This is a genomic window from Nocardia sp. CA-129566 (assembly GCF_050956075.1).
In the GTDB taxonomy this organism is placed as follows: domain Bacteria; phylum Actinomycetota; class Actinomycetes; order Mycobacteriales; family Mycobacteriaceae; genus Nocardia.
This window is the reverse complement of the sequence record NZ_CP192085.1, coordinates 779387-791294: the sequence shown is the minus strand read 5'-3', so window position 1 is coordinate 791294 and position 11908 is coordinate 779387. Positions and strand designations below refer to the sequence as shown.

At 65.8% G+C, this 11908-nt stretch carries 11 protein-coding genes and 1 pseudogene; 7 read left to right on the top strand and 5 right to left on the bottom strand.

Annotated features, from left to right (window positions below):
- Nucleotides 1-43: 43 nt before the first annotated feature.
- Nucleotides 44-451 (bottom strand): VOC family protein, encoded by a 408-nt coding sequence (locus tag ACQP0C_RS03655; RefSeq protein WP_433730526.1) that lies wholly within the window; start codon nt 449-451, stop codon nt 44-46.
- Between the two features lie 76 nt (nt 452-527).
- Nucleotides 528-1175, bottom strand: coding sequence for a TetR/AcrR family transcriptional regulator (locus tag ACQP0C_RS03650; RefSeq protein ID WP_433730524.1), 648 nt, complete (start codon nt 1173-1175; stop codon nt 528-530).
- 85 nt (nt 1176-1260) lie between these two features.
- On the opposite strand from ACQP0C_RS03650, the gene ACQP0C_RS03645 reads away from it, so the two are divergent.
- The 3 genes from ACQP0C_RS03645 to ACQP0C_RS03635 all read left to right on the top strand — a co-directional run bounded on the left by ACQP0C_RS03645 (nt 1261) and on the right by ACQP0C_RS03635 (nt 4411).
- Entirely contained in the window at nt 1261-2400 is a 1140-nt protein-coding gene (locus ACQP0C_RS03645; protein ID WP_433730522.1) for an epoxide hydrolase family protein, read from the top strand.
- Between the two features lie 83 nt (nt 2401-2483).
- Nucleotides 2484-3620, top strand: coding sequence for an epoxide hydrolase family protein (locus tag ACQP0C_RS03640; RefSeq protein ID WP_433730520.1), 1137 nt, complete (start codon nt 2484-2486; stop codon nt 3618-3620).
- A gap of 167 nt (nt 3621-3787) precedes the next feature.
- Nucleotides 3788-4411 carry an NAD(P)-dependent oxidoreductase gene (locus tag ACQP0C_RS03635; protein WP_433730518.1) on the top strand — a complete coding sequence of 208 codons (624 nt, stop codon included), beginning with the start codon at nt 3788-3790 and terminating at the stop codon, nt 4409-4411.
- A gap of 123 nt (nt 4412-4534) precedes the next feature.
- Here the strand turns inward: ACQP0C_RS03635 and ACQP0C_RS03630 are convergent.
- A pseudogene (locus ACQP0C_RS03630) lies at nt 4535-4789 on the bottom strand (GTP-binding protein); the annotation flags it as partial.
- A gap of 161 nt (nt 4790-4950) precedes the next feature.
- Here ACQP0C_RS03630 and thiD point away from each other — a divergent pair.
- Entirely contained in the window at nt 4951-5793 is an 843-nt protein-coding gene (thiD, locus tag ACQP0C_RS03625) for a bifunctional hydroxymethylpyrimidine kinase/phosphomethylpyrimidine kinase (RefSeq protein WP_433730516.1), read from the top strand.
- Between the two features lie 188 nt (nt 5794-5981).
- On the opposite strand, the gene ACQP0C_RS03620 is transcribed toward thiD, so the two are convergent.
- Nucleotides 5982-6704: a TetR/AcrR family transcriptional regulator gene (locus ACQP0C_RS03620; RefSeq protein ID WP_433730514.1), complete on the bottom strand. Its 723-nt coding sequence runs from the start codon at nt 6702-6704 to the stop codon at nt 5982-5984.
- A 264-nt stretch (nt 6705-6968) separates the two neighbouring features.
- Between ACQP0C_RS03620 and ACQP0C_RS03615 the strand changes: the two genes are divergently transcribed.
- Together ACQP0C_RS03615 and ACQP0C_RS03610 are read left to right on the top strand one after the other, a co-directional pair.
- Nucleotides 6969-8276, top strand: a complete 1308-nt coding sequence (locus ACQP0C_RS03615; protein WP_433730512.1) for a glycosyltransferase — start codon at nt 6969-6971, stop codon at nt 8274-8276.
- Complete coding sequence (locus ACQP0C_RS03610; protein WP_433730510.1) at nt 8273-10360, top strand: glycosyltransferase family 39 protein; 2088 nt, start codon at nt 8273-8275, stop codon at nt 10358-10360. Before ACQP0C_RS03615 ends, ACQP0C_RS03610 begins: the two co-directional genes overlap by 4 nt.
- 93 nt (nt 10361-10453) lie before the next feature.
- Here ACQP0C_RS03610 and ACQP0C_RS03605 read toward each other — a convergent pair whose 3' ends face one another.
- Nucleotides 10454-11236 carry an SDR family oxidoreductase gene (locus tag ACQP0C_RS03605; protein ID WP_433730508.1) on the bottom strand — a complete coding sequence of 261 codons (783 nt, stop codon included), beginning with the start codon at nt 11234-11236 and terminating at the stop codon, nt 10454-10456.
- 189 nt (nt 11237-11425) lie between these two features.
- Between ACQP0C_RS03605 and ACQP0C_RS03600 the strand changes: the two genes are divergently transcribed.
- Nucleotides 11426-11887, top strand: coding sequence for a hypothetical protein (locus tag ACQP0C_RS03600; RefSeq protein WP_433730506.1), 462 nt, complete (start codon nt 11426-11428; stop codon nt 11885-11887).
- Nucleotides 11888-11908 lie beyond the last annotated feature (21 nt).

The following is an 11908-nucleotide window of genomic DNA, read 5'->3' as shown; positions in this document are numbered from 1 at the left end:
CGGTCGTCAGGACAAGCCGTGAAAGAGCAAGGGGCCGAACGCGTCAGGGGCGAGTCGAGATCTGCTGGACGGCCCAGCCGTTGCCGTCCGGATCGCTGAAGAAGCAGAAGCCGACATTGTCGAGCGGGTCGGGCATCGGGGTCGGGTTCGTGCCGAGGACCTGGACATCGCTGACCTCGACACCGCGTTCGACCAATTCGGCGTGGGCTTTACGAATATCGGGAACGACGAGTTGCATGCCCTGTATCGAGCCCGGTTCCATCTGCGGGACCGCGCCTTTGCCGATCACGATGGAGCAGCCGGAGCCGGGCGGGGTCAGCTGGACGATACGGACGTCATCGCCGATTTCGATGTCGTGGTCGAGGGCGAAACCCAGTTTGTTCGAATAGAAGTCCTTGGCCCGGTCGATATCGGAGACCGGCACGATCACGACCTCGAGCGTCCAGTTCATTGCACATCCCTTCGCTGTGGTGGACAGGGGTATTCGTAACAGTGCAGACGGCGCGCCAGGGCCGAATTCATCGGCACTACTTGCGCGGTCGCCAGCGCCAGGCGAATTCACCCGGCTGCGGTGGTGGACCGGGCAGCTCGCCCTTTTCCGAAAGGCCCGCGATCAGCATGGCCAGTACCCGCCTGCGCAGCTGTGCGGTTCGGACCTGATCCGGCAGGGCGATGGCCGCGCACGATTCCAGGATGAGACCCAGATCGCTGGCATTGGCATCCTTGCGCAGCCGACCGGAGGCATGCGCGCGACGCACCAGTTCCTCGGTGACCGCACCCGAATGCGTGATGTCCGGAAGTATCGAGTCGTCCGGGGTGAAGGTGCCGGCCAGATGCACGGCCAGCGAGTGCACGTCGGCATCGACCACGCGTTCCAGGAATCCGACCAAACCGCGCCAGCCATCCGAATCCTCCAGTGCGGCATCGGCTTCCGCGTTGTAGCGGCGCAGGCCCTCGTGGCAGAGGGTGCGCAGCAGCACCTCCTTGCTCGGATAGCGGCGATAGAGGGCGCTGATTCCGACACCAGCGCGTTCGGCGACGGCGGCGATCGGCGCGTTGGCATCAGCCAGGAAGACCGCGCGGGCGGTCTCCAGGATGAGTCCGTCATTGCGGGCGGCCTGGGCCTTGCGGCCCGGCAGACCCTTCTGAGCTGGGGCGTCGGTTGTTTTCGGCATGGGTTCAGACTAGCACTTGAAACGGAATGATCCGTTCTGCTAGTCTTCAAACAGAACGAAACATTCCGTTTCACAAGGAGTAGCGATGACCCACTCGGCACCCACCACCACCGCCCTCGACGGAGGCGCTGCGCGCCGCTCGTCCCAAATCACCCCCTTCACCATCAACATCGACCAGGCCGACCTGGACGACCTGCAGGACCGGCTGGCCCGCACCCGCTGGGCGGATCAGATCCCCGGGTCGGATGACACCTACGGGGTGAGCGTCGAGCGCGTGCGGCATCTGGTGAACTACTGGCGCGACGGATTCGACTGGCGCGAGGTCGAGGCGAAGCTCAATGCGTACCCGCAGTTCACCACCGAGATCGATGGCCAGAACATTCACTTCCTGCACATCGAGTCGCAGCGGGACAACAGCTTTGCGCTGATCCTGACCCACGGCTGGCCGGGCACCTTCGTCGAATTCCTCGGCGTCATCGAGCCGTTGACGGCGGCCGGATTCGATCTGGTTATCCCGTCGGTGCCGGGTTACGGATTCTCCGGTCCGACAACCGAATCCGGTTGGAACGATCAGCGCATCGCCAAGGCCTGGGCCGAGCTGATGCGGCGGCTCGGGTACACCAACTACGGTGCGGTCGGCAATGACGGGGGCGCGCAGATCTCGCCGGAACTCGGTCGAGTCGCGCCGGACAATGTTGTCGCCATTCAGGTTTCGCAGGTGTACTCGTTCCCGTCGGGTGATCCGGCGGAACTGGCCGACCTCACCGAGGATGAGCAGCAATCACTGGCGACGCTGGATTGGTTCGTCAAGAACAAGATGGGCTTCAATATCCTGCAGTCGCAGCAGCCGCAGACGCTGGCGCACGCGCTGATGGATTCGCCGACCGGTCTGGTCGGCTGGAACAGCCAGCTGCTGGGCCCGGATCTGGACGATGAGTTCGTGCTGACCAATATCGCGATCCACTGGCTCACCGGCACCGCGGGTTCGGCCATCCGGCACTATTTCGAGAAGGCCAAGGCCCAGCAGCCGACCGAGCCGACCACGGTGCCGCTCGGGCTGTCGGGATCCAACGGCGACTTCCACGGAATCCGCCGGTTCGCCGACCGCGATCACACCAACATCGTGTCGTGGCGCACCCACGACGTGTACACCCACTACCTGCACCACGTCGCCCCCGCGCTGATGGCCGGTGAGATCACCGAATTCTTCGCGCAGTACCGCTGACGCCCGATGCCGTTCCGTGCGGCACCGCATCGCCGATGCGGTGCCGCACGGATATCGCCTTCCCATCGACCGAGGAGATTGCCGTGACTGCTATCCGTCCCTTTACCATCGACATTCCCCAAGCCCAGCTCGACGACCTGAACGACCGACTCCGCCGCACGCTGTGGCCGGACGAGCTGCCGGGAGTCGGTGATTCGTACGGCGTGCCCAAGGATCGGGTTCGCGGCCTCGCCCAGTACTGGCTGGAGCACTTCGACTGGCGGGCGCTCGAGGCGAAGCTGAACGCCTACCCGCAGTTCACCACCGAGATCGATGGCGAGAACATCTATTTTCTGCACATCCGGTCGTCCCGCGAGGATGCGCTGCCGGTGATCCTGACGCACGGCTGGCCGGGCTCGGTGCTCGAATATCTCGACATCATCGAACTGCTGACCGAGCCGGCATCGGCCGACGACCCCGCCTTCCATGTGGTGATCCCCGCACTGCCCGGCATGGGCCTGTCCGGGCCGACGCACAGCACCGGTTGGACCATGCGCCGGGTCGCACGGGCCTGGGTCGAGCTCATGGATCGACTCGGATACCAGCGCTTCGGCGCAATCGGCAACGACGGCGGCTCGATGGTTTCACCGGAGATCGGCCGACTCGTCCCCGATCGGGTAATGGGTGTGCATGTGACACAGCTGTTTTCGTTCCCGTCGGGCGATCCGGCCGAGTTCGAGAACATCTCGACCGAGGACCTCGCGGCGCTGGCGCACCTGAAGTGGTTCCAGGACAACAAGATGGCCTTCAACCTCTTCTGCGCGCAGCAGCCGCAGACCTTGGCGTATGCGATTTCTGATTCGCCGGTGGGTCTGTTGGGTTGGAACGCACAGCTTTTCGGCGAAAGCCTGGATGCCGAATTCGTGGTCGGCAATGTCGCCCTGTACTGGTTGACCGGCACCGCGGGATCGTCGGTGCGGTTCTACTACGAACAGGCGCACAGCACCGAGCGGCCGTCCGAGCCGACGACGGCGCCGACCGCGCTGGCGATGTTCAGGGGCGATTTCCAGTCGATGCGGCGCTTCGCGGAGCGTGATCACAGCAATATCGTCAGTTGGAACTCCTACGATTCGGGCTCGGTGGTCGGCGGCCCGAACGATGCCGCGGGCCATTTCGCCGCGCATGAGGCGCCCGAGCTGCTGGTCGGCGATATCCGCCAGTTCTTTGCGAAGCTCAGCTGACCGGAAACCGCTGCTCATCGGCCCGCGTTCCCCGTACCGGAACGCGGGCCGCGCCGCGTAGACCCACTCTTATGTCTGCGAGACTCACGACCATGGTTCGTCTCACTCTCCGTTGATGTACTGGATTCACCAACAGCTGAACAGCTTTCAGAGTCAAGGAGAGAACAATGCGGATTGCAGTCTTCGGAGCCACCAGCACCGTCGGTCGTCTGGTCGTCGAGCAGGCGCTCGCACAGGGGCATGAGGTCACCGCCTTCACCCGCAATGCGGCCAGCGTCGGGCAGCGGCACGAGCGGCTGCACATTGTCGAGGGCAATGTGCTGGACACGAATTCGGTCGAACGGGCGGTCGTCGGCCAGGACGCGGTGCTCATCTCGCTCGGCGCGGGCCGCAAGGGCGTCATCCGGGCCGAGGGCACCCGCGCGGTCATCGAGGCGATGAACCGGACCGGCGTCGAGCGCCTCATCTGCCAGACCACCCTCGGCGTCGGCGACAGCCAAGGAAACCTGAACTTCCTCTGGAAGTACGTGATGTTCGGCATGCTGCTGCGCCAGGCCTATGCCGACCATGTCGAGCAGGAGGAATGCGTCCGCGCCAGCAACCTGGACTGGACCATCGTCCGCCCGAGCGCCTTCACCGACGGCCCCCGCACCGACGCCTTCCGTCGCGGCTTCGGCGCCGACGAAAAGGGCCTGTCGCTCAAGATCGCCCGAGCCGATATCGCCGCGTTCATGCTCGAACAGCTCACCGATGCCACCTACACCCACCGGGCCGCCGGCATCTCCAACTGAGCCGACATTGCCGGTCGAACTCGGCGGGTTCCGCGCAACCGACCAGAAACCCACGCCCCGATCCGGTGCGTGGGTTTCTGCCGCTCAGTGGTGGTCGTGGCGATTGCCCCAGGTGGGGAACGGGTCGAGGAGGGCGGTGGATCTCGTGCGCGTATCACCGTCGCCGGCTTGCAGATTCCGCTCGGCGAGCGCCTGGTCGCGGGCGATCTCGGCGAGGAAGGTCGAGGCGTCCACCACCGTGACCATGGTGTCGAGGCGGGCGATATCGCCGAGTTTGTAGCCATCGTCGAATTCCCAGTCGAAGGTCGCGGCCACCGGCATCGGCTCGGAGATTCCGGTGGATTCGATGACCAGTTGATCGAAGCGACCCGCCCTTGAAGTGGTCACACATTAATGATAATGGTTTTCATTTAGAGGTTGGCGGAACCAGTGGAAGGTGAGGGGCATTCGAACGATCGGCATCGGCCATGCACCGCAACGCTGGGGCAGCCCGCACCGGAATGGCGAGGTCGGTGCGGCCGCTGAGTAGGGTCTGGGATGTGAAATTCCTGCCGCTCGTGCCCGACGGGCAGACTCCGGTTCGTGTCCTCACCATCGCCGGAACCGACTCCGGGGGCGGCGCGGGTATCCAGGCCGATTCGCGGACCATGGCCCTGTGCGGCGTGCACGCGTGTGTGGCGGTGGCCGCGGTGACGGTGCAGAACTCGGTCGGGGTGAGCGGGTTCCATGAGATTCCGCCGCAGATCGTGGCCGATCAGGTGCGCTCGGTGGTCGGGGACATCGGGGTCGGGGCGGCCAAGACCGGGATGTTGGCCTCGACCGCCATTATCGAATCCGTCGCGGCGGTCTGCCAGGAGGTGGGGATCGGACGGGACCGGACGCCCCTGGTGGTCGATCCCGTCGCGGCGTCCATGCACGGCGATGCGCTGCTGCACGCGGAGGCGCTGGACGCGGTGCGGCATACGCTGATTCCGCTGGCCACGGTGGTGACACCGAATCTCGACGAGGTGCGGCTGATCACCGGCATCGAGGTCACCGATGACAGCTCCGCGCGGCGGGCGGCGCAGGCGCTGCACAAACTCGGGGCGCAATGGGCGGTCGTCAAGGGAGGACATCTGCGGTCCTCCGAGGTCAGCACCGATCTGCTCTTCGATGGCGATCGGTTCCTGGAGTTCACCGCGCCGCGGATCAGCACCGGGAACGACCACGGCGGTGGTGACACCCTCGCCGCGGCCATCGCGTGCGCGCTCGCCAATGGTTACTCGGTGCCCGATGCGGTCGAGTTCGCCAAGGATTGGACCTACCGCTGCTTGGCCGCGTCCTATGACCTCGGTGCAGGTCATGGACCGGTTTCCCCACTCTGGCGGCTCTCTGCGAGTTAGCTGTCCACCCGTCGTGTCAGTGGACGGATTCGCGTCCGAAACCTGTCGGTGGGTGGGTACATACTGGGGGCATCGCAGGCACCGTTGGCCTCAACGAAGCGGTCGACGAGAACAATGTCGTTCGACGTGGCTGCGGAAGCCGACCGCCACTGGCGCGCCCGCGGTCGGCACCGCCGGTGGTGTGCAAGTCACTCGCTGGAAAACGCATGGTGCAGCGGCAGATCCGGGTCCATGCTGATGCCGTTCAGCCGCGCATTGGCCTCGGCCAATGCGGAGATGATCTCGGCCAGGTAGGCGACGAACTTCTCGATCGGCATGGTATGCGCCTGGAGCCGGTTCGCGCCCAGCCACCAGTCGGTGGCCGAGGCCACCGCGCCGAAGATGGAATAGTTGACCAGCTCGACACTGGACACCTCGACGGAGCTGTCGGTGAACAGTCCGGCGAACAGATCGGCCGCCCGCTTGGCCGATTGCCGAGCCGACTGCAGCGCGCGCTCGGAGTCATCGGCCCGCCGGGTGAAGTGGCTGTGCAGCATGAAGCGGAAGACATTCGGATGCTCGGTCACCACGAGCACATATTCGGCCGCACCACGCCGGATCACCTCGCGCGCCGAATCATTGGCCAGATCGACGCTGGCAACGATCCGCTCCCACAGCATGTCGCGGACCCGGTCGACAATGGCGTTGTAGAGATCGGTCTTATCCTCGAAGTGCCGATACAGCTTGGGTTTGGCCGCACCGGCCTCCTTCGCGATATCGCCCATACTGACCTCGGGCCCGAACCTGTCGAGCGCCCGGAACGCCGCATCGACGAACTCCGCCCGAACCTTGCGCCGATGCTCCCGCCACCGCTCGGTCCGAGCATCCACCCGCTCAGGCGGCACCTCACCCACGCCCCGCCCACTACGCATCACACCCCCGACGGTACCAACACCCCACCCCACCTCGACCAACCCTGCCTCAACGGTCGACCGAGCAACCTCGACGAATGATCACCATGCACGCACGCTGGCAAACGTCGAGAGCACCCTTGCACCAGCGCATTCTCGAGAATGGGTAGGTGGGGGCTGCTGCGGCTTGGGCTTGGGGGTGTGGGCTCGGGTAGGCAACAGTCCCCAGGAATCTCACAGCCAGGGCCCAGCTGGGCTCCAGCGCGGTTGGCGAGGGTGGTCACCATGACCGAATCGACGACCGCCGCGCACCGGGCGGATATGACCGAAACGGTGATCACGCCCGTGCTGGACGTCGTGATCCCCGTCTACAACGAAGAGGCCGACCTGGGCATATGCGTGCGGCGGCTGCACGCCTACCTGCGAGACGGGTTTCCGTTCCCGACCCGGATCACCGTTGCCGACAATGCGAGCACCGATGACACCATGCAGGTCGCGCAACTGCTCGCCGATGAGCTCGACGATGTGCGAGTGGTGCATCTGGACGCGAAGGGGCGGGGCCGCGCACTGCGCGCGGTGTGGGAGCACTCCGACGCACAGGTCGTCGCGTATATGGATGTGGATCTGTCCACGGATCTGAATGCGCTGCTGCCGCTGGTGGCTCCGCTGATCTCGCGGCATTCGGATCTGGCGATCGGCACCCGGCTCGACGCGTCGTCGCGGGTGGTTCGCGGACCGAAGCGGGAGTTCATCTCGCGGTGCTACAACCTGATCCTGAAAGCCTCACTGCAGGCGCGGTTTTCGGATGCGCAGTGCGGATTCAAGGCGATGCGCACCGATGTCGCGCGCCAGCTGCTGCCGCTGGTGCAGGACGGTGAATGGTTCTTCGATACCGAACTCCTGGTGCTCGCCGAGCGCGCGGGCCTGCGCATCCACGAGGTGCCGGTCGATTGGATCGATGATCCGGACAGCCGCGTGGATATCGTCGATACGGCCCGCAAGGATCTGCTCGGGGTGTGGCGCTTGCTGCGCGGTCTGACGACCGGTGCACTGCCGCTGGAGGAGCTGCGGCGCGCGGTCGGACGCGAACCACTGGTTCCGGGTGTGCCTTTGGGGATGGTCGGGCAGGTGGTGCGGTTCGCGATAGTCGGCGTGATTTCCACGCTCGCCTATATGCTGCTGTACCTGGTGTTGCAGCCCATGACCGGTGCCCAGGTCGCGAACTTCCTCGCGCTGCTCAGCACCGCGATCGGCAATACCGCCGCCAATCGCGCCTTCACCTTCGGGGTGCGCGGGTCGACCGGCGTCGTCTCGCATCAATTCCAAGGGTTGCTGATATTCGGCTTCGGCCTGCTGATCACCAGTGGATCGCTGTTCGCCCTGCATCGCTGGGCCCCGGGCGCGGCCGTCCACCTCGAACTGTTCGTCCTAGTGGTGGCCAATCTGATCGCAACCCTCATCCGGTTCGTCGGTCTGCGTTGGGTATTCCGAAACCCCACCGGCGCAGTCGACAACCGATCGACCGCGCCGGATGCGGTCACGGAGCCGATGCTGCGCGCCACGAAGGCGACGATCGATGGAGTTCGCCGATGACAGCGACGCTGACGCCACCGGCTACCACGCCCCTGCCCGAACCACCGCCGAAGCAGCAGATCCGCTGGGAATACCCGGCATTGGCCGCGCTCCTGATCGGCACCGGTATCGCCTACCTGTGCAATCTCAGCGCCAACGGCTATGCGAATTCCTTCTATTCCGCTGCGGTACAGGCGGGCTCGAAGTCCTGGAAGGCCTTCTTCTTCGGCTCCTCGGACGCGGCCAACTCGATCACCGTCGACAAACCACCGGCCTCACTCTGGCTGATGGAGCTTTCGGTGCGGGTCTTCGGGCTGAATTCCTGGAGCATCCTGGTACCGGAGGTGCTGCTCGCCATCGCCTCGGTGGCACTGGTGTGGGCGACGGTGCGCAGGCCCTTCGGCCCGGCGGCCGGGCTCATCGCCGGACTCGTGCTCGCGGTGACTCCCGTCGCGGTGCTGATGTTCCGGTTCAACAACCCGGATGCGCTGCTGGTATTCCTGATGGTTGCGGCGGCCTGGGCGATGACGAGGGCAATCGAGGACGGGCGCATCCGCTGGCTGGTGCTCACCGGTGTGTTCATCGGCGTCGGATTCCTGACCAAGCAATTGCAGGTGCTGCTGGTGGTGCCCGCGCTGGCGCTGACCTATCTCATCGCCGGTCCGCCCAAACTCGGCAAACGCATTCTGCACCTGCTCGCGGCGGGCGCGGCCATGCTCGTCTCGGCCGGCTGGTGGCTGCTCGCGGTCGAGCTGTGGCCGGCATCGTCACGGCCGTGGATCGGTGGGTCGCAACATAATTCGATCCTCGAACTCACCCTCGGCTACAACGGGCTCGGCCGGTTGAACGGCAACGAGCACGGCAGCGTCACCCCTGGCCGGGGCGATATGCCGCCCGGTGGCGGTGGCGGCGGCGGGGGCATGTGGGGCAGCACCGGGATCACCCGGCTGTTCGAACCCGCACAGGGCGGTCAGATCGCCTGGCTGATCCCGGCCGCGCTGGTCGCGCTGGTCGCGGGAATCCTGTTGCGCGGCAAGGCCGCTCGCACCGATGGGCAGCGCGCTTCGCTGATCCTGTGGGGCGGCTGGCTGCTGGTGACCGGACTGACCTTCAGCTTCATGGCGGGCATCTTCCACCAGTACTACACGGTGGCGCTGACCCCGGCGGTCGCGGCATTGGTGGGCATCGGCGCGGTGCAGCTGTGGCAGCAGCGGCATCGACTGTGGGTCCGGCTGTTCGCGGCACTCGCGGTCGGCTCGACCACCGCGACCTCCTGGATGTTGTTGTCGCGCGACTCGAACTTCGTGCCGTGGTTGCGCTGGACGATGCTGGTGGTCGGCGCGCTCGCGACCATCGCGGTGCTGTTGCCCGCACCGCGCAAGCTGGCGTTGGTCGCGGCGCTGGCCGCCGCCTTCGCCGGATTGTCCGGACCCGTCGCGTATTCCGCCCAGACCATCGCGACCTCGCATGAAGGCGCGATCCCGTCGGCGGGACCGAACGTCGCGATGATGTTCGGTCACCGACCCGGCGATGCCGGATTCGGCGGGCCCGGCGGCATGCCCGACGGACGAAATGCTGGCGGACGCAATGCGAATGGCGCACGCGGCACCGCACCGGGCATGAACGGCACCATGGGCATGCAACCCGGCGGCCACCCGGGCCAGCTGCCCGGCGGCGCGAACGACACTGCGGGCCAAGGTAATCCGATGATGGGCGGCCCGGCGGGTGGATTGCTCGGCGCGAGCAGGCCGAGCGATAAGGTCGTCGCACTACTGGAAAACAATGGCACCGACTACACCTGGGTCGCCGCCGCCGTCGGCTCCAATAGCGCCGCCGGATTCCAGCTGGCCACCGAACTGCCCGTCATGCCCGTCGGCGGCTTCAATGGCAGCGATCCGTCGCCGACGCTGGATCAGTTCAAAGAATTTGTCGCCGACGGGAGGATCCACTACTTCATCGGCAGCGGCAACCGCGGCGGCGAGGAAGGCGGTTTCGGTCCCGGTCGCTCCGGCACCGGAGCCGAGATCAGCAAGTGGGTCCAGGAGCATTACACCGCGACGGAGGTCGACGGCGTCACCCTCTACGACCTGACGACCGCCCACTGATCCACTGCGGAAAAGTGATCCGCCCGGTGCACACGCACCGGGCGGATCGTTTTCGGCGGCTCGGACACCACATCGGAGTCGCCGAAGCTCAGGCTACTTCGCCGCGGGCTCGGTCGCGTCGACCCATTCCGCGAAGGTCGGGCCCGCGAGGACCGCGTGCGGGCTGGCGAGCAGGGTGCCGTTCTCGAAGATCTCACGGTCGGCGTTGTCCGGGTCGCTCACCTCGCGGATCTCGGCCGGAGTGCCCCGGCGCGCGGCCAGCAGCGCAGCCGCGCTCGCCATCGTCTCCGCACGTGGACCAGCGATTTCCGGGAACGGGCCAGCCGAAGACTCCGGCAGCGGGTGCACGGCGAGATCGACCAGCGCCTCGGCAACCGAACGGGCCGCAACCAGTTGGGTTTTCATATTCGCGACGTAGGACACCTCCCCCTGGGTGCCCCACTGCATCATCACCTCGACCAGTTCATGGAACTGGGCGGCGCGCAGGATCTGTACCGGCAGTGGACCTTCGAGCAGCGCCTGCTCGTGGACGAGCTTGGCGGCGTTGTAACCGGCCACGGTGTTGTCGATGCCGATGATGGAGACCACGACCAGACGCTCGACACCGGCCTTGTGGCCCGCCTCGTGCAGGTTCTTCGCCGAAGCGGTGAAGAATTCGGTGGCGATGTCCTTGTCGGCGGACGGCGTGCTCGACGCGTCGATCACGACATCCACCCCTTCGAGCGCGTCCAGCAGACCCGCCCCGGTCTCGATATCGACACCGTTGGCCCGGGAGAATGCCACGACCTCGTGTCCCTGCTCGTTCAGCACATCCACCACATGACGGCCCAGCCGTCCGGTCGCTCCGGCCACTGCGATCTTCTTGGTGTTCGACATGATCCCTACTCCTGATTCGCTGCGTTGTCCGCGTTCACAGAGACGACGACGCAGGGTGGACGGGTGTGACATGCCATGGTGGAGCCGCGGCTCGAGATACCTTGACCGGTTTCCTCGAAATCCTCTTAATGCGGCATTCATCCGAAACTCTTTCGCGCACCGCGAACTCCGGGAATGATGGTCCAGCGCGTGACGACTCCGTCGGGCCACGGCCGCCATCAGGTCATGCGCCAACTCCTAGCCATCAGGACAACTGTGAGAAGTATTTCGAGATTCGCCGTCACCGTCATCGGCACGTTGGTCGCGATCGCGCTCGCCGTCGGATTCGTGTCCACCGCATCGGCCGCACCGGTCGAATCGCCCGAACCGGCCGCTCCGGTGACCGTGACCGCACCGATCGCCGCGGCAGCCGAACCAACCCCGCAGGCCACCCTCATCGACGGGTGCCCCCTGCCGCCCGGCGATACCATCGAGGTCCGGACGCTGGTCGGCGGCCTGCTCGGCGCCACCATCGGAGGCATCGCCGGTCTGCCCATCTTCATCGTCGGCGCGATCCCCGGACTGGTCATCGGTGGACTCCTCGGCGTCCTCATCGGTTCCACCTCCTACGCGGTGGACGAGAGTCACATGCAGCAGGCGGGGCTGTGCTGACAGCGAATTCCCGTTGACGGC

What these genes read in the sequence shown, in the direction of transcription:
- ACQP0C_RS03635 (WP_433730518.1), top strand. Translation starts at nt 3,788, where the DNA reads ATGCGGATTGCAGTCTTCGGAGCCACCAGCACCGTCGGTCGTCTGGTC.
- ACQP0C_RS03650 (WP_433730524.1), bottom strand. Translation starts at nt 1,175, where the DNA reads ATGCCGAAAACAACCGACGCCCCAGCTCAGAAGGGTCTGCCGGGCCGC.
- ACQP0C_RS03645 (WP_433730522.1), top strand. Translation starts at nt 1,261, where the DNA reads ATGACCCACTCGGCACCCACCACCACCGCCCTCGACGGAGGCGCTGCG.
- ACQP0C_RS03605 (WP_433730508.1), bottom strand. Translation starts at nt 11,236, where the DNA reads ATGTCGAACACCAAGAAGATCGCAGTGGCCGGAGCGACCGGACGGCTG.
- ACQP0C_RS03615 (WP_433730512.1), top strand. Translation starts at nt 6,969, where the DNA reads ATGACCGAATCGACGACCGCCGCGCACCGGGCGGATATGACCGAAACG.
- ACQP0C_RS03620 (WP_433730514.1), bottom strand. Translation starts at nt 6,704, where the DNA reads ATGCGTAGTGGGCGGGGCGTGGGTGAGGTGCCGCCTGAGCGGGTGGAT.
- ACQP0C_RS03610 (WP_433730510.1), top strand. Translation starts at nt 8,273, where the DNA reads ATGACAGCGACGCTGACGCCACCGGCTACCACGCCCCTGCCCGAACCA.
- ACQP0C_RS03655 (WP_433730526.1), bottom strand. Translation starts at nt 451, where the DNA reads ATGAACTGGACGCTCGAGGTCGTGATCGTGCCGGTCTCCGATATCGAC.